This is a genomic window from Streptomyces sp. NBC_00464, assembly GCF_036013915.1.
Classification (GTDB): Bacteria; Actinomycetota; Actinomycetes; order Streptomycetales; family Streptomycetaceae; genus Streptomyces.
In genome coordinates, this window is record NZ_CP107899.1 from 5032295 (window position 1) to 5053037 (window position 20743).

The 20743-nt window shown below is 72.4% G+C and carries 21 protein-coding genes; 18 read left to right on the plus strand and 3 right to left on the minus strand.

Annotated elements, in window-relative coordinates; all coding sequences use genetic code 11:
• Positions 1-10 precede the first annotated feature (10 nt).
• Complete coding sequence (locus tag OG912_RS22670; RefSeq protein ID WP_327711005.1) at positions 11-1414, minus strand: MFS transporter; 1404 nt, start codon at positions 1412-1414, stop codon at positions 11-13.
• A gap of 164 nt (positions 1415-1578) precedes the next feature.
• On the opposite strand from OG912_RS22670, the gene OG912_RS22675 reads away from it, so the two are divergent.
• From OG912_RS22675 to OG912_RS22690, 4 genes are all read left to right on the plus strand, one after another.
• Positions 1579-2109, plus strand: a complete 531-nt coding sequence (locus OG912_RS22675; protein ID WP_327711006.1) for a winged helix-turn-helix transcriptional regulator — start codon at positions 1579-1581, stop codon at positions 2107-2109.
• A 63-nt stretch (positions 2110-2172) separates the two neighbouring features.
• Complete coding sequence (locus OG912_RS22680) at positions 2173-2508, plus strand: DUF6412 domain-containing protein (RefSeq protein WP_327711007.1); 336 nt, start codon at positions 2173-2175, stop codon at positions 2506-2508.
• A 126-nt stretch (positions 2509-2634) separates the two neighbouring features.
• On the plus strand, positions 2635-3405 hold the full coding sequence (locus tag OG912_RS22685; protein WP_327711008.1) for a YidC/Oxa1 family membrane protein insertase: 771 nt from the start codon (positions 2635-2637) through the stop codon (positions 3403-3405).
• A gap of 135 nt (positions 3406-3540) precedes the next feature.
• Positions 3541-4401 (plus strand): fumarylacetoacetate hydrolase family protein, encoded by an 861-nt coding sequence (locus tag OG912_RS22690; RefSeq protein ID WP_327711009.1) that lies wholly within the window; start codon positions 3541-3543, stop codon positions 4399-4401.
• A gap of 51 nt (positions 4402-4452) precedes the next feature.
• Here OG912_RS22690 and OG912_RS22695 read toward each other — a convergent pair whose 3' ends face one another.
• Both OG912_RS22695 and OG912_RS22700 read right to left on the minus strand, forming a co-directional pair.
• A complete protein-coding gene (locus OG912_RS22695) occupies positions 4453-4932 on the minus strand; it encodes a heme-degrading domain-containing protein (protein WP_148018858.1) in 480 nt (159 codons plus the stop codon).
• Positions 4929-6092 (minus strand): Gfo/Idh/MocA family oxidoreductase, encoded by a 1164-nt coding sequence (locus OG912_RS22700; RefSeq protein ID WP_327711010.1) that lies wholly within the window; start codon positions 6090-6092, stop codon positions 4929-4931. Before OG912_RS22700 ends, OG912_RS22695 begins: the two co-directional genes overlap by 4 nt.
• A gap of 56 nt (positions 6093-6148) precedes the next feature.
• On the opposite strand from OG912_RS22700, the gene OG912_RS22705 reads away from it, so the two are divergent.
• From OG912_RS22705 to OG912_RS22770, 14 genes are all read left to right on the plus strand, one after another.
• On the plus strand, positions 6149-7363 hold the full coding sequence (locus OG912_RS22705) for an ROK family transcriptional regulator (RefSeq protein WP_327711011.1): 1215 nt from the start codon (positions 6149-6151) through the stop codon (positions 7361-7363).
• Positions 7364-7522: 159 nt separating this feature from the next.
• Positions 7523-8662, plus strand: a complete 1140-nt coding sequence (locus OG912_RS22710) for a hypothetical protein (RefSeq protein WP_327711012.1) — start codon at positions 7523-7525, stop codon at positions 8660-8662.
• Between the two features lie 78 nt (positions 8663-8740).
• Entirely contained in the window at positions 8741-9505 is a 765-nt protein-coding gene (locus OG912_RS22715; RefSeq protein WP_327711013.1) for a GntR family transcriptional regulator, read from the plus strand.
• Positions 9506-9664: 159 nt separating this feature from the next.
• The gene (locus tag OG912_RS22720) at positions 9665-10789 is read left to right on the plus strand and encodes a TIGR03364 family FAD-dependent oxidoreductase (protein ID WP_327711014.1); all 1125 of its coding nucleotides are present in this window, start codon (positions 9665-9667) and stop codon (positions 10787-10789) included.
• Positions 10786-11493, plus strand: a complete 708-nt coding sequence (locus OG912_RS22725) for a phosphonatase-like hydrolase (RefSeq protein ID WP_327711015.1) — start codon at positions 10786-10788, stop codon at positions 11491-11493. The genes OG912_RS22720 and OG912_RS22725 overlap by 4 nt, the downstream gene beginning before the upstream one ends.
• Positions 11490-12575, plus strand: a complete 1086-nt coding sequence (locus OG912_RS22730; protein WP_327711016.1) for an ABC transporter ATP-binding protein — start codon at positions 11490-11492, stop codon at positions 12573-12575. Before OG912_RS22725 ends, OG912_RS22730 begins: the two co-directional genes overlap by 4 nt.
• Positions 12568-13458, plus strand: a complete 891-nt coding sequence (locus tag OG912_RS22735) for a 2-aminoethylphosphonate ABC transporter permease subunit (RefSeq protein WP_327711017.1) — start codon at positions 12568-12570, stop codon at positions 13456-13458. Before OG912_RS22730 ends, OG912_RS22735 begins: the two co-directional genes overlap by 8 nt.
• On the plus strand, positions 13445-14242 hold the full coding sequence (locus tag OG912_RS22740) for an ABC transporter permease (RefSeq protein ID WP_327711018.1): 798 nt from the start codon (positions 13445-13447) through the stop codon (positions 14240-14242). The genes OG912_RS22735 and OG912_RS22740 overlap by 14 nt, the downstream gene beginning before the upstream one ends.
• A gap of 40 nt (positions 14243-14282) precedes the next feature.
• On the plus strand, positions 14283-15344 hold the full coding sequence (locus OG912_RS22745; RefSeq protein ID WP_327711019.1) for a 2-aminoethylphosphonate ABC transporter substrate-binding protein: 1062 nt from the start codon (positions 14283-14285) through the stop codon (positions 15342-15344).
• Positions 15345-15506: 162 nt separating this feature from the next.
• The gene (locus tag OG912_RS22750) at positions 15507-16991 is read left to right on the plus strand and encodes an alkaline phosphatase family protein (protein ID WP_327713512.1); all 1485 of its coding nucleotides are present in this window, start codon (positions 15507-15509) and stop codon (positions 16989-16991) included.
• Positions 16992-17092: 101 nt separating this feature from the next.
• On the plus strand, positions 17093-17881 hold the full coding sequence (locus OG912_RS22755; protein WP_326736347.1) for an HAD-IIA family hydrolase: 789 nt from the start codon (positions 17093-17095) through the stop codon (positions 17879-17881).
• A gap of 133 nt (positions 17882-18014) precedes the next feature.
• Positions 18015-18575: a hypothetical protein gene (locus OG912_RS22760; protein ID WP_327711020.1), complete on the plus strand. Its 561-nt coding sequence runs from the start codon at positions 18015-18017 to the stop codon at positions 18573-18575.
• A gap of 1 nt (position 18576) precedes the next feature.
• A complete protein-coding gene (locus OG912_RS22765; RefSeq protein ID WP_327711021.1) occupies positions 18577-19296 on the plus strand; it encodes a class F sortase in 720 nt (239 codons plus the stop codon).
• Positions 19297-19649: 353 nt separating this feature from the next.
• Complete coding sequence (locus OG912_RS22770; RefSeq protein WP_327711022.1) at positions 19650-20714, plus strand: glycoside hydrolase family 6 protein; 1065 nt, start codon at positions 19650-19652, stop codon at positions 20712-20714.
• Positions 20715-20743 lie beyond the last annotated feature (29 nt).

Below are 20743 nucleotides of genomic sequence, written 5' to 3' on the forward strand. Positions count from 1 at the left end.
GTGCGGATGATCAGTGGCGTTCCCGCAGGAGCGCGACGCTGACCGCCGCCAGCAGGGCCAGCCCCACCGACAGCAGCAGTGCGCCGTTCGCACCCGCGCCCGTCGTGGCGATCGCGATCGTCACGGCCACACCTGCCGACGAGCCGATGTAGCGGGCCGTGTTGTTCGCGCCCGAACCCATCGCCGCCCGCTCCGGCGGCACCGACTCGACCGCCAGCCGGGGCAGCGCCGCGTTCAGCAGACCGCTGCCGATGCCCGAGACGATCAGTGCCGGGACCAGCCGCAGCCACACCGCCGGGCCCGGGTGCGCGGTGACTTCCAGGGTGCCGAGCAGGGACAGCACGGCCACCGCGTGCAGCGCGAAGCCCGCGGCCAGCTGGTGGCGGGCCGTGACCCGGCCCGTCAGCCGGCGCGCCTGCAGCGCCACCAGGAACGCCGTACCGGACCAGAGCAGGAACAGCCACGCCGAGCCGAGCGCCGACAGGCCCAGCGCCTGCTGGAGGAGCGTCGGCAGATAGCTGAACAGGCCGATCACCGCGAGGCCCGTGAACAGCCCGCCGGCCGCCGAGGCCAGGAACGAGCGGCTGCGCAGCAGGGACAGGTCGATCAGCGGGGCCGCCGCCCCGCGCTCCACCGCCAGGAACACGAGGGTCAGGGCGAGCGCGGCGAGCAGCAGCAGGACGACGGGGGCGCGCAGCCATCCGTCCCGGCCGAGCGTCAGCGCGGTCAGCAGCGCCGCCATGGCCGGCCCCAGCACCGCGGCGCCGGCCCAGTCCGGGCGGCCGCCGCGCGGGGCCCGGGACTCGTCGAGCGTACGGAACGCGAAGGCGGTCGTGACGAGTGCGGCGAGGCCCAGCACGGCGTAGGGCAGCCGCCAGTCGACGGACCCGAGCGAACCCGCCAGCAGCGGGCCGAGCGCGATCCCCGCGCTCACGAACGCGCCCCAGATCCCCGTTGCCCTGTTCCTTGCCGCACCGGCCGGGAACGCCCCGACCAGCAGCCCCAGGCCGGTGGCCAGGATCGCGGCGCTCGCCGCCCCCTGGGCGACCCGGGCCAGTGTGAACGTGAGGGTGTCGGTCGCGAGCGCGCCGAGTCCGGTGGTGAGGCCGAGGGCGAGCGTGCCGATCAGGAAGAGTCTGCGGCGGCCGTAGTCGTCGGCGAGGCTGCCCGCGACCAGCAGGACGGCGGCGAGTCCGAGCGGGGTGCCGTTGAGCAGCCAGGCCTGGCCGGACGGCGGGGTGCCCAGGGCGGCGGAGATGCCGGGGACCGTCGTCATCGGCGAGGTGTAGTTCATCAGCGCCACGGCGGTGGCGGCAGCGGTGACCGCGAGAGTCGGCCCGGGGCGCGGACGAGCGGGCGGTGGTGGCGGGGGGACGGTCGCTGGTGCGGCGTGGGGGCGTACGGACTGGGCCATGGCATCGCTCCGGGGCTCGCAGGGGTTCGCACGGTCGTCGCGCGACCGGTCCGCGAGGGATCGCGGCACTCTCGCAGTGAGTTCGGTGAATGAACTCGTGTCGACGGCGCCGACGCTAGCACGGTCGGTTCATTCATCGAACCCATAAGGAGTAAAGTGAGCCCATGGCTCTCGGCAAGGACTACGCGAACCAGCAGTGCTCCATGGCCCGCGCACTCGAAGTGATCGGCGAGCGCTGGACCCTCCTGGTGGTGCGCGACGCCTTCTACGGCGTACGCCGGTACAACGACTTCCTCGTCCACCTCGGGATCCCCCGCGCCGTCCTGGCCACCCGGCTCCACTCCCTCATCGAGGCGGGGGTGCTGGACAAGCGCCGGTACCAGGAGTCGCCGCCTCGCGAGGAGTACGTCCTGACCGACAGCGGCAAGGCGCTCTGGCAGGTCATCCGCACCCTCGGGGCGTGGGGGCGCGACCACCTCCCCGGCACCCTTCCCATGCGTGTCTTCGTCCACGCCGACTGCGGTACGGAACTGGGCGTGTACGGGGAATGTCCGGCCTGCTCCGTCCCCGTACCGCCCGAGGACGTCGAGATGAGGCCCGGCGACGGGCTCGACACGGACACCGACAATCCGGTCAGCCGCGCACTGCTCACGCCCCGTCGACTCCTGACGCCCCTGGAAGTCGATCGTGTATAACGGTTAACGGTTGAAGTGCCGCGCGACCACGCGGCCGCCGGAGACGCGGAAGGGGGAGGGATCATGGACGCACGCGCCATGAACCGCATGCGCGGCGCCCTCGCCCGGGTCCTGAGGCCCGCCGGGCTCCTGCTCTTCTTCCTCACCGAGGTCCTGCTCGCCGAGGGCGGCAGCCTCTCCGCCGCCGTCGCGCTCGCCGCCACCGCGGCCGCCGGCACGGCGCTCGTCGCCTGCTCGGTCATCAGCGCGCGCTGCGCCGCCCCGGTGCCCCGCACCCGGGTCCGTACCGCCATGCGCGACCGGGAGAAACGCACCGCGTTCCTGCCGCAACGCGACCCCGACGCCAAGGGGCGCCGACGCCCCCGAGCCCCCGGCCGCGCCCTCCTGACGGCCGCGTAGGGCTCTCTCCTTCCTCTTTCTGTCCGGTACGTACGCCAGGTGTGCGTGTGTACCGGCGCCCCGCGCGGATCGTCATGCCGAAGCTGATCCACTTCCCGGCACGACGAGACCCACGGAGGGTCATCCATGTCCGCCTTCATGTCCGCATTCGCCAGCCTGGTCGGCGCCCTCGCCGACGCGCTCCACCCCCTCTTCCAGGGCGCGTCCACCGCCGCCGCGATCGTCCTTTTCACCGCGCTCGTGCGGCTCGCCGTGCACCCTCTGTCCCGGGCCGCGGCGCGTGGGCAGAAGGCGCAGCGCCGGCTCCAGCCGCAGATCGCCGAACTGCGCAAGAAGCACAAGAAGAACCCCGAGCGGATGCAGAAGGCGCTCATGGAGCTGCACAAGGAGGAGAAGGTCTCCCCGCTCTCCGGCTGCCTGCCGAGCCTCCTGCAGATGCCGGCCTTCTTCCTGCTCTACCACCTCTTCTCCAGTACGAAGATCGGCGACGACGCCAACGAACTCCTCGGCCACCAGCTCCTCGGCGCCCCGCTCGGCGAGCGCTGGCGTGACGCGCTCGCGGACGGCGGGATGTTCGGGGCGCAGGGCCTCGTGTACGTGGGGCTGTTCGTGATCGTCGCCGCCGTCGCCACGTTCAACTACGGGCGGACCAAGCGCCAGATGGCCGCCAACCCCGTCACCCCGGCCACCGGTCCCGACGGACAGCCGGTCCCGGGCATGGGTGCCATGGCGAAGGTGATGCCGCTGATGTCCTTCTTCACCCTCTTCACCGTGGCCTTCGTGCCGCTGGCCGCCGCGCTGTACGTCGTCACGAGCACCACCTGGACCGCGATCGAGCGGGCCTACCTGTACCGCGACATGCCGGCCGCCGGGGCCGCCATGGCCACCGCGGCGTAATCGATATCGCGAGTGCGCCGGTCCAGTGTGTGAACAGGGTCTTGCGGAGTGATCGGATGTCTTGGAGGATCGGACAAGCCTGCGATGGCCGCAACCCATCCGACGGGCCCGATCTCGACCGAGGGAGACAGACCGTTGAAGTTGCTTCGTGTGGGTACGGCGGGTGCGGAACGTCCGGCGCTGCTGGACGAGGACGGAACCGTGCGTGACCTGTCGGGGATCGTCACCGACATCGACAGCGCGCTGCTCGCCGACGAGGACGCGCTCGCCCGGGTGCGGGCCGCCGCGGCCGCGCCCGGGGAGCTGCCCGCGCTCGACGCCGAGGGGCTGCGGGTGGGTCCGCCGCTCGGCCGGATCGGCAAGATCGTGTGCATCGGGCTGAACTACCACGACCACGCCACGGAGACCGGTGCCCAGATACCGGGTGAGCCGATCCTGTTCTTCAAGGCGCCGGACACGGTCGTCGGTCCTGAGGACACCGTGCTCGTGCCGCGCGGCAGCGAGAAGACCGACTGGGAGGTCGAGCTCGCCGTCGTCATCGGGCGCACCGCCCGGTACCTGGACTCCGCGGAGGACGGGCTCGCGCACGTCGCCGGGTACGCGGTCGCGCACGACGTCTCCGAGCGCGCGTTCCAGATCGAGCGCGGCGGCACGTGGGACAAGGGCAAGAACTGCGAGACGTTCAACCCGCTGGGGCCCTGGCTGGTGACCGCCGACGAGGTCGCCGACCCGCAGGCCCTGCCGCTGAAGCTCTGGGTCAACGGTGAGCTGAAGCAGAACGGCACGACGGCCGACCAGATCTTCCCGGTCGGCGAGGTCGTGCGCTACCTGAGTCACTTCATGACGCTCTACCCGGGCGACGTCATCAACACCGGCACGCCCGCCGGAGTGGCGATGGGGCAGCCCGATCCGAAGCCGTATCTGCGGGCCGGGGATGTCGTGGAGCTGGAGATCGCGGGCCTGGGGCGGCAGCGCCAGGAACTCAAGGACGCTTAAAGATCGGAGGGGTGGGTGCTGTCCGGCGGCGGCGCCCACCCCACGCGCACCTCAGTCGCTGATCTTCGTCGCGAACTGCTCCAGCGCCTCGACCACCAGCGCGTGGTCCTCCGCCTGCGGCAGCCCCGACACCGTGACCGAGCCGATGACGCCCGCGCCCTCGACCGCGATCGGGAACGAACCGCCGTGCGCGGCGTAGGTGTCCGGATCCAGGCGCGAGGCCTCGTCGAACGTCGTCCCCTTGGCCCTGAACCGTGTCCCGACCAGGTACGAGCTCTCGCCGTACCGCTCGACGACCTTGCGCTTGCGGTCGATCCACGCGTCGTTGTCCGCGCTCGAACCCGGCAGTGCGGCATGGAACAGCTGCTGGGCGCCGCGCCGGATGTCGATCGCGACGGGGGCGTGCCGCTCCCGGGCCAGGGCGACGAGCAGGCCGCCGAGCGCGTACGCGTCGTCGTAGCCGAAGTGCGGCAGCGTCAGCCGGCGCTCCTGGGCGATCAGCTCGGAGATGGTCGGAGCGGTGGGGTTCATGCGGACTGCTCCTCGGTGGCGTGAGAGGCGGGGGATGCGGAGGCGGATGCCGTGGGCAGACTGACCGTGACGCCGTCGCGGGCCGAGCGGCGGGCGGCCTCCAGGACGTCCAGCGCCGCGGCGGCCTGGAGCGCGGTCACCGGATTCTCGCCCTTCCCACGCAACGCGTCGGCGACCGCCGCGTAGTACGCGGGGTAGTCGCCCGGCAGCGTACGGACCGGGGTGCCGCCGCCCGTGAGCGGGGACTCGCCCGCACCGAGCCGGCCCCACAGCGCCTCGTCCTCCACACCCCACGGCTCGTCCGCCGTCGGGCGCGCACCCTCGCGCAGGGCGGCCTCCTGGGGGTCGAGGCCGTACTTCACATAGCCGGCGGTCGAGCCGAGCACCCGGAAACGCGGGCCGAGCTGGGCCGTCGTCGCGCTGACGTAGAGATGCGAGCGGACCCCGTTCGCATGGGTGATGGCCACGAACGTGTCGTCGTCGGCCGCCGCGCCCGGCCGGCGTACGTCCGACTCCGCGTACACCCGCACCGCCGGGCCGAACAGGGCCAGGGCCTGGTCGACGACATGGCTGCCCAGGTCGTACAGCAGCCCGCCGATCTCCTGCGGATCGCCCGACTCGCGCCAGCCGCCCTTCGGCTGCGGGCGCCACCGCTCGAAGCGGGACTCGAAGCGCTGCACCTCGCCCAGCTCGCCGTCCGCGATCAGCGAGCGCAGGGTGAGGAAGTCGTTGTCCCAGCGGCGGTTCTGGAAGACCGAGAGCAGCAGCCCGCGCTCCTCGGCCAGGGCCGCCAGCTCCCGGGCCTCGGCGGCCGTACCGGCGACCGGCTTGTCCACGACCACCGGCAGGCCGGCCTTCAGCGCCGCCGTCGCGATCGGGACATGGGTCTTGTTCGGCGACGCGATCACGATCAGGTCGAGCTCGTCCGCGCGCGGCCACAGCTCGTCCGGCGAGGCGGCGAACCGTACGGCGGGGAACTCGGCACGGGCCTGCTCCCGGCGCTCCTCGTTCGATGTGACGACCGTGTCCAGGACGAGGCCCTCGGTCGCGGAGATCAGCGGGGCGTGGAAGACGGAACCCGCCAGGCCGTAGCCGACGAGCCCGACGCGCAGGGGGGTCCCGGACGTGCCGGAGGTCTCGTGAGTCGCGTGTTCAGTCATGCGTTCCACTTTGGCAACGCTGTTGCCAAAGTGCAAGCGCGGGAGACAATGGGTCGGTGAACAGGAGTAACAGCGGCGCGAACCTGCCGACACTGCGCAGCCACAACGCGGCGCTCGTGCTGGACCTGCTGCGGGCGGCGGGCGAGCGCGGCATCAGCAGAATCGAACTCGCCGGGCGGACCGGGCTCACCCCGCAGGCCGTCAGCAAGATCACCGCCCGGCTGCGGGGCGAGGGACTGGCCGCCGAGGCGGGCCACCGCGCCTCGACGGGCGGCAAACCGAGGACCGTGCTGCGGCTGGTGCCGGACGCCGGTCACGCGGTGGGCCTGCACCTGGACCGCGACGAGCTGAGCGTGGTGCTCGTCGACCTCGCGGGCACGGTGGCCGCGAGCCGTACGGCCCCGCTGGACTTCGGCGCCCCGGCGGACGAGGTGCTCGGGGCGGCGGCCGGGGCGGTCGCCGCGGTGCGGGGCGACGGGGCGCTGCCGGTGCTCGGGGTGGGGGTCGCCGTGCCGGGGCCGCTCGACCACCGGGGCGGGGTGCTGCACCGCGTCACCGGGTTCCCGCAGTGGGACGGCTACCCGCTCCGGGACGCGCTCGCCGCGCGGACCGGGCTGCCCGTCGTCATCGACAAGGACACCAACGCCGCCGCGCTCGGCCTCGCTCTCCAGGCGCCCGGCCCCGCCGACTTCGCCTACCTCCATCTGGGCACCGGCCTCGGCTCCGGGCTGGTGCTCGGCGGGGCGCTGCACCGCGGGGCCCGTACCGGAGCGGGGGAGTTCGGCCACCAGACCGTTCAGCTGGACGGGGTCCTGTGCAGCTGCGGCGGACGCGGCTGCATCGAGGCGCTCTGCCTGGCCGCCGTCGGCCGGGGCGACATCGCCGAGGCCGCGCGGGTGCTCGGGACCGGCGCCGCCAACCTGGTCGGGCTGCTCGACATCGACCGGGTGGTGCTGGGCGGCCGTACCGTCGCCGCCGACCCCGACGCGTACGTCCGGGGGGTACGCGCGGTGCTCGACGAACGGGCCCGGCGCGACGGGGCGGACGGGGTCCCGGTACCGGTCGTCGCCGCAGGCGGAGGCGACCGGCCGGTCGCCGAAGGGGCGGCGCAGCTGATCCTCGCCCCGCTGTTCGGCCGCGCCCGCGGCGCGGAAGGAGAAGGGGAAGAGGGAGGAGAAAGGGAAGGGGCAGAGGCAGGGGACGGGGCAGGGGGCGGGTCGCGGGCAGATGTCCCTGCCGGATCGCTTGCCGGGCGCACGGAACTGGGCTGATCGAGGGGTTCCGGGCCACCGGTCGGGCGGCCCGACGGCGTGTCTGCGGCGAGCGGCCCCCGCCCCCGTGGCAGCGTCGCGCTCCAAACCGGTGAACTCCGGGGCCCGGGGCGAGCCGACCGTTTCCGCGAGAAGTCGAGAAGTGAAGGCTGCCCCACGATGCCCCCCACACCGCCCCCGGCGAACCCTTCCCCCGAACCCTCCGTCCCGCCGCGCCCGCCGTCGCCGCCCCCTGCGGGCAGCCGGCCCCGGCACGGGCTCGTGCTCGGGCTGGCCGCGGCGAGCGTCATGCCCGCCGTCGTGCTCGGCGGCCCCGCGACCGCGTCCGCCGCCCCGCAACGCAACACGGCCGCCACCCCGGCCTCCGGCCTGGCGCCCGCCTCCGCGCAGGGCTCCGCGCAGGGCTCCGCGCCCGCCTCCGCGCAGGGCTCCGCGCCCGCTTCCGCGCAGGGCTCCGCACAGGGCCCCGCACCCGCCCTCGTACCGGCCTCCGTCACCGCCGATCAGCGGCCCGCCTGTGGTGACCCGGGAGCCGCCGACTTCCCGATCGACACCCGTATCCACGGCGGTCCGGACACCTATGCCTCGGGCGGCGGCTACGGCACCTGGTTCCTGGACCTGACCAACACCACCGCCGAGCCCTGCCGCGCCATCCATCCGGTCCTGGTCCTTACCGACGAGGACCGCACCCTGACCTCCGACCAGATCCAGCTGGAGTTCTCCGAACGCGCCCACCCCGGCGTCGAACACCGCGTCAGCTGGGAGACGACCGACCGCGACGAGCACATCGGCGTCTTCGGCGGCGAGGGCGACGACTCCTTCCCCGGCTTCACCGTGCCGGCCGGCCGGACCGTCACCGTCCAGGTCAGGCTGGCGTTCACCTCCGACACCAGCCCCGGCCGGATCACCGCGAACGCCGCGATCGTCCAGCGGCAGCGCACCGACAACGACTCCACCGGCCAGAGCCTCGACGGGGAGTGGGTCGGCGAGTCCGAGGACTACCCGTTCACCGTGGTCGAGGACGACGGCAGCGGGACCGGGGCGGACGACGTGCCGGAGGAGACCGGCGAGGACGACAGCGGCGGCCTCACCGGCCGGCCCGATGCCAACCCCACCACCGGCACCACCGGCACCCCCCGCCCCTTCGCCCCCGGCCGTGACCCGGCCGGAGTCCCGGAACTCGCCAGGACCGGGATCTCCGTACCGGTCCCGCTCTCCGCCCTCACCGTCTCCGGCCTCCTGATCGGTGGCGGAGCCGTCGTCATCAGGGCCCGCCGGACGCGCCGCGCCCCACGCTGAGCCACCCCGGTGGCGGCTTCCGGCCGTCGATCACCGCCGCGACCACCGGTGTTCACATCCGTCTGCCACCATCGGTCCGTGGACTACCCGCACGACCAGGCACCTGGCGCACCGATCCGCTCCGGCATCCCGGAGCACGGCCGTATCCCCAAGTACTACGCGGTCAAGGCTCATGTCTCCGCCCTCATCGACGAGCTGGGCGAGGGCGGCACGCTGCCGCCGGAACGCGATCTCGCCCTGCGCTACGAGGTGTCGCGCGAGACCGTGCGCCAGGCGCTGCGCGAACTGCTCCTGGAGGGACGGCTGGCCCGGCAGGGGCGCGGCACGGTGGTCGCGGGACCCAAGCTGGAACAGCCGCTTTCCCTCGCGAGCTACACGGAGGGCGTCCGCCGTCAGGGCCGCACCCCGGGCCGCCGTCTCATCGGTCTGGAGCGGTTCCCCTGCCCCGAGGCGCTCGCCCCCGAGATCGGGACGGAGCGCGGCGAGCCGGTCTGGCACATGGAGCGGGTGCTGCTCGCCGATGACGACCGGGTCGGACTGGAGAGCACGTACATCAGCGTCGCCCGGGTGCCGGACCTGGAGGAGAAGTTCGACCCCGACTCCTCGTTCTACGCCTATCTGCACGACCGGCTCGGGATCTCCTTCGGTGACGCGGACGAGCGGATCGAGACCGTGCTCGCCACCCCGCGCGAGGCGCTGCTCATCGGTACGCCGCCCGCTCTGCCGATGCTGCTGATCCACCGGATCTCGCGGGACACGGGCGGACAGCCGCTGGAGCGCGTGCGGACCCTGTTCCGCGGTGACCGGTTCTCCTTCACGGCCCACCTCGGCGGACGGGGCTGAACCCGCACGGGCGCGGACCGACCGTACGGATGGACTGCACGGATCGACTCACGACGATAACGAGAACGTAACGGGTCTAGTCCAAGCTTGGGGCCCAGTTCACCCTCCCGTTGCCGTACCGATCCGTTCAGGCCACCCGTGCCGAGGAGCGTTGCCGTCGTGAGAGTCATCGTCGTAGGAGCCGGCGTGGTGGGAACCATGCACGCCTGGCACGCAGTGGAACGCGGCCACGAGGTCGTACAGATCGAGCGCGAAAGCGAGGCTCGCGGGGCATCGCTCCGCAATTTCGGACAGATTTGGGTCAGCGGCCGGGCCGGCGGCGAGGAGCTGGAGACCGCGCTCCGCGCCCGCGAGCTGTGGGAGTCCCTCGGTGAGCGGGTGCCGGGACTCGGCTTCCGGGCCTGCGGCTCGCTCACCCCGGTGCGCACCGCACGGGAGACCGCCGTCGCCGAAGCGGCCGTCGCCCGTCCCGACGCGGCGGCCCGCGGCTACAAGCTGCTCACCGCCGGTGAGGCCAGGGCGGTCAACCCCGCCCTGCGCGGCGACTTCACCGCCGCGCTGTGGTGCGAGCGGGACGCGGCCGTCGAACCGCGCACCGCCCAACGTGCCCTGAAGCAGGAGCTGCTGGCCTCCGGCCGCTACACCTACCTCGGCGGCCGCGAGGTGCGCGAGGTCGTCGGCACCGCATCCGTCCGTGACGACCACGGCGACGTCCACACCGGCGACGCCGTCGTCCTCGCCACCGGCGCCTGGCTCGGCGGCCTCGTCCGCGAACTGGCCGGACCGGATCTGCCCGTGCGCCGGGTCCGCCTCCAGATGATGCAGACCGACCCGCTCGGCGAACCGCTCACCACCTCCGTCGCCGACGCCGACAGCTTCCGCTACTACCCGGCCTACCGCGGCGAGGCGCTCGACGCGCTCAACACCGGCCAGGCCCAGACCCCCACCGCCGCCGAGCACCGGATGCAGCTCCTGATGGTGCAGCGCCGCGACGGCGGACTGACCATCGGCGACACCCACGAGTACGAACACCCCTTCTCCTTCGACACCGTCGAGGAGCCCTACGAGCACCTCACCGCGGTCGTCGAGTCCTTCCTCGGCCGCCCGCTGCCGAGGATCCGCCGCCGCTGGGCCGGGGTCTACGCCCAGTGCACCGACACCACCCGCGTCGTCCACCGCCAGCAGGTGCGGGACGGCGTCTGGCTCGTCACCGGGCCCGGCGGACGCGGCATGACCTGCTCGCCCGCCATCGCCGAAACAACCGCCAACGAACTGGGCTGGTGAAGACGTTGAACCACGACTCCAAGCTGAATCTGATCGTCCTCGACATGGCGGGCACCACCGTCGCCGACGGCGGCCTCGTCGAGCAGGCCTTCTCCGCCGCTGCCGCACGCCTCGGCGTGGAGCCCGGCTCCGCCGACCACGCCGGGAAGCTCGACTACGTACGCGCCACCATGGGCGAGTCCAAGATCACCGTCTTCCGCCACCTGTTCGGCGAGGAGGCCCTGGCCCAGCGGGCCAACGCCGCCTTCGAGGAGGCGTACGGAGAACTGGTCGACGGCGGCCGCATCGCCCCCGTCCCCGGTGCCCGCGAGGCCATCGAGGAGCTCACGTCCGAGGGCCGGACCGTGGCCCTGTCCACCGGCTTCGCCCGCGCCACCCAGGACGCGATCCTCGCCGCACTCGGCTGGCAGGACCTGGTCGCCCTGACCCTCTGCCCCGCCGACGCGGGCGGCCGCGGCCGCCCCTACCCGGACATGGTCCTCGCCGCGTTCCTGCGCACCGGGGCGGTGGATGACGTCCGCCGGACCGTCGTCGCGGGGGACACCTCGTACGACATGCTCAGCGGCGTACGCGCCGGCGCCGGCATCGTCGCGGGCGTCCTCACCGGCGCCCACGACAAGGACCAGCTGACCCGCAGCGGAGCCACCCACGTCCTCGGCTCCGTCGCCGAACTGCCCGGCCTGATCGCGCGGGCCGAGGCATGACGGGCGGGGCCGAAGCCGTCCGCAGCGGCATCAGGTTCGACGGGGTCAGCGTCGCCTACGGCGGCAACGTCGTCCTCGACCGGCTCGACCTGACCGTCGAACCCGGCGAGGTCATGGCCCTCCTCGGCCCCTCCGGATCCGGCAAGACGACCGCCCTGCGCGCCGTCGCCGGATTCGTCCGGCCCGCGGCCGGGCGGGTGTTCATCGGCGACCGCGATGTCACCGCCCTGCCGCCGCACAAGCGCGGCATCGGCATGGTCGTCCAGCAGTACGCCCTCTTCCCGCACCTGCGGGTCCAGGACAACGTCGCCTTCGGCCTGAAGGCGCAGAAGGCAGACAAGGCCGGGATCCCGGGACGGGTCGCCGAGGCACTCGAACTCGTCGGCATGGGGGACTACGCCAGGCGCTACCCGCGCGAGCTCTCCGGCGGCCAGCAGCAGCGCGTCGCCATCGCCCGCGCCCTCGCCATCCGCCCCGGCGTCCTGCTGCTCGACGAGCCGCTCTCCGCGCTCGACGCCCAGCTGCGCTCCGGGATGCTGACCGAACTGGCCCGGTTGCACCGTGAACTCCCGGACGTCTCCATCCTGTACGTCACCCACGACCAGGTCGAGGCGCTGACCCTCGCCGACCGGATCGCCGTCATGGACAAGGCCCGGCTCCAGGACTGCGGCACCCCGCAGGAGCTGTACCGGCGTCCCCGTACGGAGTTCACCGCCTCGTTCGTCGGCAACGCGAACCTGCTCCCGGTCACCGTCGCCGAGGCCGCCGACACCGTCGACTTCGCCGGGCACGCGCTTGCCGTGCCGACGGGTTCGGTGGCCGGCGGTGTCACCGCGACGCTCTGCGTCCGGCCGCATCTGGTCGGGCTCGGGGACGGGCCCAACGCGCTGACCGGGACGATCTCGGAGGTCCAGTGGCGGGGGTCCACGCACCGGCTGTACGTCGACGTCGACGGGCACCGCATCAAGGCGGACCTGCGCGAACTGCGGGAGACGCCCGCGCTGGGGGACAAGGCGACGCTGCACTTCGCGGCGGACGACGGGGTGCTGCTGCCCGCGGGGGCGGGGGTGTCCCATGGCTAGCGTGGTGACCGGGGACGTACGCCCGGCCGCGTCCGCCGGCAGGCCCGTCCTCAAACGCCGGACGGGCTGGAAAGGTCCGGCCTGGGCGCTGCCCCCCGTGGCCGTGCTCGCCGTCGTGTTCCTCTACCCCCTCCTCCTCGTCGTCCAACAGTCCTTCAGCCCCGACGAGGGCGGTACCTCGCTCGCGCCGTACGCCGACGTCTTCGCCTCCGCGTCCTTCCGGTCGGCCCTCACCACCACCGTGTGGCTCGCCGCCGGTTCGACCGTGGGATGTCTCGTCCTCGGATTCGTCCTCGCCCTGGTCATTGCCTTCGTGCCGTTCCCCGGCGCCAAGGCCGTCGCCCGGTTCGTCGACGTCTTCCTCTCCTTCCCCTCCTTCCTGATCACGCTCGCGCTGCTGTTCATCTACGGCAACGCGGGCATGGCCAACGGCGTCTGGACCGGCGTCACGGGAGCGGCCGACGGGCCCTTCCACTTCCTCACCACCCCGTGGGGCGTACTCCTCGCCGAGATCACCTACTTCACCCCGTTCGTGATGCGCCCCCTGCTCGCCGCCTTCTCCCAGCTCGACACCGCACAGCTGGAGGTGGCGTCCTCGCTCGGCGCCGGACCCGCCCGGATCGTGCGGCAGGTGATCCTCCCCGAGGCGCTCCCGGCGCTTCTCGCGGGCGGCAGCCTCGTCCTCGTGATGTGCCTCAACGAGTTCGGCATCGTGCTCTTCACCGGTGCGAAAGGGGTTACCACCCTGCCGATGCTCGTCTACAGCAAGGCGATCCTGGAGTCCGACTACCCGGCCGCCTGCGTCGTCGCCGTCGTCAACATCGCGATCTCCGTCGGTCTCTACAGCCTGTACCGGGCGGTGAGCCGCCGTGCTGGTGCATAGCCGTACCGGGAAGTGGGCCACCTGGGCCGTCTTCCTCCTGCTCTTCGTCCCGCTGTTCGCGGTGCCGCTGATGGTCGTCCTCGCGGCCTCGTTCGCCACGAACTGGTCCGGCGCCTTCCCCTCCGGACCCACCCTCGACCACTACGACGCGGCCACCGCGGGCGATTCCCTCCAGGCCCTCACCACGAGCCTGGTCACCGCCGTCACCGCGAGCCTGGCCGCCCTCACCCTCGGCACCTGGGCCGCGCTCGCCGCGGCCTCGCTGGGGCGCCGCGGCAAACGGCTCCTCGACGCACTGTTCATGCTGCCGGTCGCCGTGCCGTCCGTCGTCGTCGGACTCGCCGTACTCGTCGCGTTCAGCCGGCCGCCGGTGCTGCTCAACGGGACGCGCTGGATCGTGATCCTCGCGCACACCGTCCTTGTCACGGCGTTCGCCTACACGTCGGTCTCGGCCGCGGCAGTTCGTCTCGACCCGATGTACGCACAGGCGGCCGCCAGTCTCGGCGCCCGGCCCTCGTACGTGCTGCTGCGCGTCAGGCTGCCGCTCCTGCTGCCGTCTCTCACGGCGGCCGCAGGGCTCTGCTTCGCCCTGTCGATGGGTGAGTTGAGCGCCACGATGATGCTCTACCCGCCGGACTGGACACCCCTCCCCGTGCAGATCTTCGCGGCCACCGACCGCGGCTCGCTCTTCACCGGAGCGGCCGTCGCGGTGGTCCTGATGGCGGCGACGCTGCTCGTGCTGTTCGCGGTCTCCCGCATCCGCACCCGAGCCTCCTACCGCTGACCTCCCGCAACGCCACGCCCTTCCAGGAGATACGACTGCCATGCGCAAGAACCACCTCAGGCCCCTAGCCGCCGTCACCGGCGCGCTCGCCCTCGCCGCCACCCTCTCCGCCTGCGGCGGCTCCTCGGCCGCGTCCGACGAGAAGGTCGTCACCGTCTACAGCGCCGACGGCCTCAAGGGCGAGAACGGCGACGGCTGGTACGACAAGGTCTTCAAGGACTTCGAGAAGGAGACCGGCATCAAGGTCGAGTACGTGGAGGGCGGCTCCGGCGAGATGGTGCAGCGCGCCGTCCGCGAGACGTCCAACACCCAGGCCGATGTGCTCGTCACCCTCCCGCCGTTCATCCAGCAGGCCGACACCAAAGGACTCCTCCAGGCGTACGAGCCGGCCGGCTCCGACCAGGTGGAGAGCGCCGGCAAGGCGTCCGACGGGAAGTGGACCTCCGTCGTCAACAACTACTTCGGCTTCGTCTACAACAAGAAGGAGCTGACCACCCCGCCCGCCACCTGGGAGGAGCTCCTCGACGGGAAGTACGACGAGAAGGTCCAGTACTCCACCCCGGGCATCGCCGGTGACGGTACGGCCGTGCTCATCAAGGCCATGCACGACTTCGGCGGCAAGGAGCCGGCGATGGCCTACCTGAAGAAGCTCCAGTCCAACAACGTCGGCCCGTCCGCCTCCACCGGCAAGCTCGCCCCCAAGGTCGACAAGGGTGAACTCCTCGCCGCCAACGGCGATGTCCAGATGAACTACGCCCAGTCCAAGGACATGCCGAACCTCGGCATCTGGTTCCCCGCGAAGGCCGGCGGCAAGCCCACCACCTTCGCGCTGCCGTACGCCGCCGGGCTGGTCACCAAGGCCCCGCACAGCGCCAACGGCAAGAAGCTGCTCGACTTCATGCTCGCCGAGCAGGCCCAGAAGGACGTCAGCGAGATCGGCGGCGGGTTCGCCGCCCGCAAGGACATCGAGGCGACCGACGCCAACGCGGCAGCGCTCACCAAGCTGATGGACGGGGTCGAGGTCTTCGAGCCGGACTGGTCCGACATCGGGACCAACCTGGACACGTACGTGGACGCCTGGAAGTCGGCCACCGGAAGCTGACCGTTGCCGGACGATTCACCGCAGGGGTCTGGACCTCCGACGGATCATCGCGAAAGGATAACGGGTCTAGGCCCAAGCTCAACTCCCCTGTGGCCAACAGGGATGTGAGCACGTTCCCCGTGCGCCCCCACCACTCCGACGGAGAATCTCGTGACCTCAGGCATGTCCCGCCGCGCTCTTCTCATGAGCGCGGCCGCCCTCGCCGCCGCAGGACCCCTCGCCACCGCCACGGCCGCCCGCGCCGCCGCCCGTACGCCCAAGGTCCTGGTCATCGGTCTGGACGGCGCCCTGCTGAACAGGATCAAGGACGCGGACGCACCCCACCTCGACGCACTGATGTCGGCCGGACTCACCTCGGTCAGCCCGCTCTACGCCGATCCGATGGCACCCACCCTGTCCGGTCCGGGCTGGTCCACGATCATCACCGGCGTCTGGCCCGACAAGCATCACGTCAAGGACAACGCCTTCACCGGCAACGCCTTCGCGCAGTACCCCGACTTCCTCACCCGGATCGAGACGGCGAAGCCCTCGCTCTCGACGTACGCCGTCGCCTCCTGGAACCCGGTCACCGACACGATCTTCTCCGCGAAGGTCGACACCCGGGTCTCCACCCCGGACGCCGAGTACGACACCGGCACCACGAGCAGGGCCGCCGCCGAGCTGGCCGGCGGCAACCGCGACGCGGTCTTCGTCCACCTCGACAACGTCGACCACGCGGGGCACAGTTACGGCGCCGCGAGCAGCCAGTACCTGGACGCCATCCACGGCGTCGACACCCAGGTCGGCCAACTGGTCGCGGCGGTACGGGGCCGGTCCACGTACGGCTCCGAGGACTGGCTCATCATGGTCACCGCCGACCACGGGCACACCGACGCGGGCGGCCACGGCGGCTCCAGCGCGGCCGAGCGGCAGACCTTCCTGCTGGCGAGCGGCGGCTCCATCACCCCGGGCTCCACCCGGTACGACATCAAGATGCCGGACGTCGCGGCCTCCGCCCTCGCCCACCTGGGCATAGCCGTGAACCCGGCCTGGGGACTCGACGGCCGGCCGCTCCAGCAGCCCACCCCCGACGCCTTCGACGCCCTGCGCCCGCAGTTGCAGACCAGGGCCGACGAGACGGGCATCGGCAGCGCGGTCGTCGGCTTCACCCACACCCCGCCCGCCGGATGGGCCGTCGACAACAGCGCGATGGGCACCGGCGGCGTCACCGAATGGCGCGGCTGGACCTTCACCACCGATGAGTTCTGGACCTCCGCCGAACGCGGCCAGTGGCGCGAGACCAATGTCCGGGCCCGGAACGTCTTCGCGGTCGCCGACGGCGACGAGTGGGTCGACAAGGACTACACGGGCACCTTCGACTCCACCCTGATCAGCCCCGCCTGGCAGGTCCGGGGCGGTCGCACCGCCACCCTCGCCTACACCAGCCACTACCGTCAGGAGGACCCGCAGAAGGGCGAGGTCCTGGTCTCCTACGACGGAGGCACGCCCGTCACGGTGAGGACGTACACCGCGGACACCGTCTCGAAGGCCGAATCGATCAGCCTTCAGGTCCCGGCCGGAGTCACCACCGCCCAGGTCCGGTTCCGGTACACCGGGGGCAACAACTGGTTCTGGGTCGTCGACGGTGTGCGGATCACCTCCGGCTGATCAGGGGCCGGGGCTGACCCTCTAAAATCGGGGGCGTCGGCGCTGCACAACGCGGTGCCGCCGGCGTCCCCGCATTTGGCGTACGGCAACTGGAGTCCCACATGGCAGAGCGCAAGCCGATCTCGTCCTGGCTCACCGACATGGACGGAGTCCTCATCCACGAGGGGACGCCGATCCCGGGCGCGGATGCCTTCATCAAGCGGCTGCGGGAATCCGGGCTGCCCTTCCTGGTCCTCACCAACAACTCGATCTACACCGCGCGCGACCTGCACGCCCGGCTGAAGCGCATGGGCCTCGACGTGCCCGTCGAGAACATCTGGACCTCCGCGCTCGCCACCGCCCAGTTCCTGGACGACCAGCGGCCCGGCGGCACGGCGTATGTCATCGGCGAGGCCGGGCTCACCACCGCGCTGCACGACATCGGCTACGTCCTCACCGACCACGAGCCCGACTACGTGGTGCTCGGCGAGACGCGTACGTACTCCTTCGAGGCGCTCACCAAGGCGATCCGGCTGATCAACGGCGGCGCCCGCTTCATCTGCACCAATCCGGACGAGACCGGCCCCTCCGCCGAGGGCCCGCTGCCCGCGACCGGCTCCGTCGCCGCCCTCATCACCAAGGCGACCGGTAAGGCCCCGTACTTCGCGGGCAAGCCCAACCCGCTGATGATGCGCACCGGGCTCAACGCGATCGGCGCCCACTCCGAGTCCAGCGCCATGATCGGCGACCGGATGGACACCGATGTGCTCGCCGGTCTTGAGGCGGGCATGCAGACCTTCCTGGTGCTGACCGGGCTCACCACGGTGGCGGACATCGACAAGTACCCGTTCCGGCCGTCCACGGTCGTCGAATCCATCGCCGACCTGGTCGAGCTCATCGACGTGAGCTGACGCCGGACCCGGACCCGGGGGGCGGGGCAGCGGCCCGTACGGCCGCTGCCCCCACACTCCACCGGCCCAGTGCCCGGCCCCTGCGGATGCGGAAAGCCGGTGGCCGCGTGAACCTTCCATAAGGAGGTTCACGATGCGTTCAATACCCCTCACGTTCTGTGCCGCCGCGGTGGTCGCGGCGACCCTGATGCCCGCTTCCGTCGCCCTGGCCAATTCCGACTCCGACCACGAGGACTCACGGTCCCGGGCCACCCTCACCGTCTCCCCGTCCTCCGTCTCCCCGGGCGGTGAGGTCGACCTGGAGGTCGCCGGCTGCAAGGGCAAGGAGGCCAAGGGGAGCTCCGACGCCTTCGTCTCCGAGGCGCGCTTCTCGCCCGGTGACGACCGGACGCTCTTCGCCGAGGCCCGGGTCCGCTCGGACGCCGAGCCCGGCGACTACGACGTCCAGGCCGTCTGCAAGGACGACAAGCACACCAAGGTGTCCGCCGTCCTGACCGTCGTCCACCGCAACCGGCCCATGCCCGTCGCCCCGGTCCGCGCGGGTGGCGGAGGCACCGCCGTACTCGCCGACCAGGCCGCCCAGCAGGACGGACCCGGCACCGTTCACGCGGTGATCGGCCTCGCCCTGGCCGCCGTCGCGGCCGTCGCCGTCGCCTTCCGCAGCGTGCGACGCCGCCGCCCGGCCGCCGACTGACGTGTCCGCCTCGGACCGCCCGGCGGGGCACGGCAGGCTGCTCACCGGAGTGGCCTGGGCCGTGCTGCTGCTGGGCCTGTGGCTCTGGGGCCGCGGCATCACCGGCGGCTCCGGCGCCAGTTCCGCCCCGACCACCGGCGATGTCGCCGCGGTCGGGCGACCCCTCGGCGTGCCGCTGCCCCCGGCCCATGACCCGATCGAGGGCGTCGCGCCGCGGAGCGTCGAGATCCCGTCGATCGGGATCTCGGCCCCCGTGGTCCCGCGGGGCCTGGACGCGGAGGGGGCGATCACACCGCCGTCCTTCGACACACCCCAGACGGTGGGCTGGTACGGCAGCGGCACCGAGCCCGGCGCCAAGGGCCCGGCCCTCTTCGTCGGCCACGTCGACACCGAGACCAAGCCGGCCGTCTTCTACGGGCTCAGCGCGGCCCGCCCCGGCGCCAAGGTCGAGGTGACCCGGACCGACGGCACCGTCGCCGAGTTCACCATCGACGACGTCCAGGTCTTCACCCGCGAACGCTTCAACGCCCAGAAGGCGTACGGCCCCCGCCAGGACGGCCGGGCCGAGCTCCGGCTGATCACCTGCGGCGGCACGTACGACCGTGCGTCGAAGTCGTACACGGCGAACGTCGTCGTCTCGGCCTATCTGACGGGCGAGAAGTCGCGGGAGAAGGTTCAGGAGGCGGCGCAGAAGGAGGCGGGCGCGCCGGCCGGCGGCTGACCTCTTCGGTACCCGGCCCGGCCGGCTGCCCGGTTCTCCGGGCGCCGGCCGGGCCGGTCCTCGACCGCGGGGCGCGGGCCGCGGGAGTGGCCCGGCGCGGACACGGGAGGTCGGTGGCGTCCGGGTCCGCCGCACGTCCCACTGTAGGGGGCGCGAACTCCCGGCGCACAGAGCATTTCTGACGGTACGTCGATAACCGGTCACCCTCCGCACGCGGACAGGCCGGGCAGAGGGTGGTGAACCCGCCGTAACAGCTCTTCGACGATGTCGTGAGGGGCCGGGCCGGTCCCGGCCCCTGTGCCAGGATGGGCGGCGATGCGACAGGGCCCGCCGTCGCACCCGAGGGGGAGTGGATGTACGGCAGCCACAACGGCCGGTTCGGCATGCGGGGGATGTGCGCGGCCGTGGCCGGCGCCGCCCTCCTGCTCGCGGGATGCACCTCTTCCGGCGACGGCGACGGTGGCGGCGGCGGTGGCGGCGGCAGTGACGGTGGCTCCGGCGGCGGGAAGAACCCGGCGGCCATCGGGCAGCAGCCCAAGGGCTCCGATCCGTACTGGGTCAACCCCGACGGGAACGCCGCCCGGCAGGTCGCCCGCTACACCGAGGACGGCAACGAGAAGGACGCCGCCCTGATCCGAAGGATCGCCCGGCAGCCGGTCGGCGAGTGGATCGGCACGGACAATCCGGAGGCCGAGGCGAAGGGCTTCACGGAGGCGGCCGAGAAGGCCGACCGGGAGGCGCTGCTGGTCCTCTACAACATCCCGCACCGCGACTGCGGGCAGTTCTCCAAGGGCGGCGCCGCCGACGGCGACGCGTACCGGGCCTGGCTGGAGAGTGTCGCCAAGGGCATCGGCGACCGCGGCGCGACCGTGATCCTGGAGCCGGACGCGGTGCTGCACCTGGTCGACGGGTGCACCCCGCAGGAGTTCCACGAGGAGCGCTACGACCTGCTCAGGGGTGCGGTGGAGCGGCTCAAGCAGCTGCCGGACACCCGTGTCTACCTGGACGCGGGCAACGCGGGCTGGCACACCCCGGACGCGCTGTTCCAGCCCTTGCAGCAGGCGGGCATCGGCGCGGCCGACGGGTTCGCGGTCAACGTCTCCAACTTCCGGACCACCGCGGTCAGCAAGGACTTCGGCAAGCAGCTGTCGGCGAAGGTCGGCAACAAGCCGTTCGTGATCGACACCAGCCGCAACGGCAACGGCCCGTACACCGGCGGCGACCCCGCGCAGACCTGGTGCAACCCGCCGGGGCGGGCCCTCGGCGAGACGCCGACGACGTCCACGGGCGACGAGCTGGTCGACGCGTACCTCTGGATCAAGCGGCCGGGCGAGTCCGACGGCGACTGCCGGGGCGGCCCGAAGGCGGGCGCGTGGTGGCCCGCGTACGCGCTGGGCCTGGCCCGCGGCACCGCATAGGAGAGGTCCTGTCCGGTGCCACGGGACCT

Coding starts and splice junctions, on each gene's coding strand:
- OG912_RS22670 (WP_327711005.1), bottom strand. CDS start 1,414: ATGGCCCAGTCCGTACGCCCCCACGCCGCACCAGCGACCGTCCCCCCG.
- OG912_RS22675 (WP_327711006.1), top strand. CDS start 1,579: ATGGCTCTCGGCAAGGACTACGCGAACCAGCAGTGCTCCATGGCCCGC.
- OG912_RS22680 (WP_327711007.1), top strand. CDS start 2,173: ATGGACGCACGCGCCATGAACCGCATGCGCGGCGCCCTCGCCCGGGTC.
- OG912_RS22685 (WP_327711008.1), top strand. CDS start 2,635: ATGTCCGCCTTCATGTCCGCATTCGCCAGCCTGGTCGGCGCCCTCGCC.
- OG912_RS22695 (WP_148018858.1), bottom strand. CDS start 4,932: ATGAACCCCACCGCTCCGACCATCTCCGAGCTGATCGCCCAGGAGCGC.
- OG912_RS22700 (WP_327711010.1), bottom strand. CDS start 6,092: ATGACTGAACACGCGACTCACGAGACCTCCGGCACGTCCGGGACCCCC.
- OG912_RS22710 (WP_327711012.1), top strand. CDS start 7,523: ATGCCCCCCACACCGCCCCCGGCGAACCCTTCCCCCGAACCCTCCGTC.
- OG912_RS22730 (WP_327711016.1), top strand. CDS start 11,490: ATGACGGGCGGGGCCGAAGCCGTCCGCAGCGGCATCAGGTTCGACGGG.
- OG912_RS22735 (WP_327711017.1), top strand. CDS start 12,568: ATGGCTAGCGTGGTGACCGGGGACGTACGCCCGGCCGCGTCCGCCGGC.
- OG912_RS22745 (WP_327711019.1), top strand. CDS start 14,283: ATGCGCAAGAACCACCTCAGGCCCCTAGCCGCCGTCACCGGCGCGCTC.
- OG912_RS22750 (WP_327713512.1), top strand. CDS start 15,507: ATGTCCCGCCGCGCTCTTCTCATGAGCGCGGCCGCCCTCGCCGCCGCA.
- OG912_RS22755 (WP_326736347.1), top strand. CDS start 17,093: ATGGCAGAGCGCAAGCCGATCTCGTCCTGGCTCACCGACATGGACGGA.
- OG912_RS22760 (WP_327711020.1), top strand. CDS start 18,015: ATGCGTTCAATACCCCTCACGTTCTGTGCCGCCGCGGTGGTCGCGGCG.
- OG912_RS22770 (WP_327711022.1), top strand. CDS start 19,650: ATGTACGGCAGCCACAACGGCCGGTTCGGCATGCGGGGGATGTGCGCG.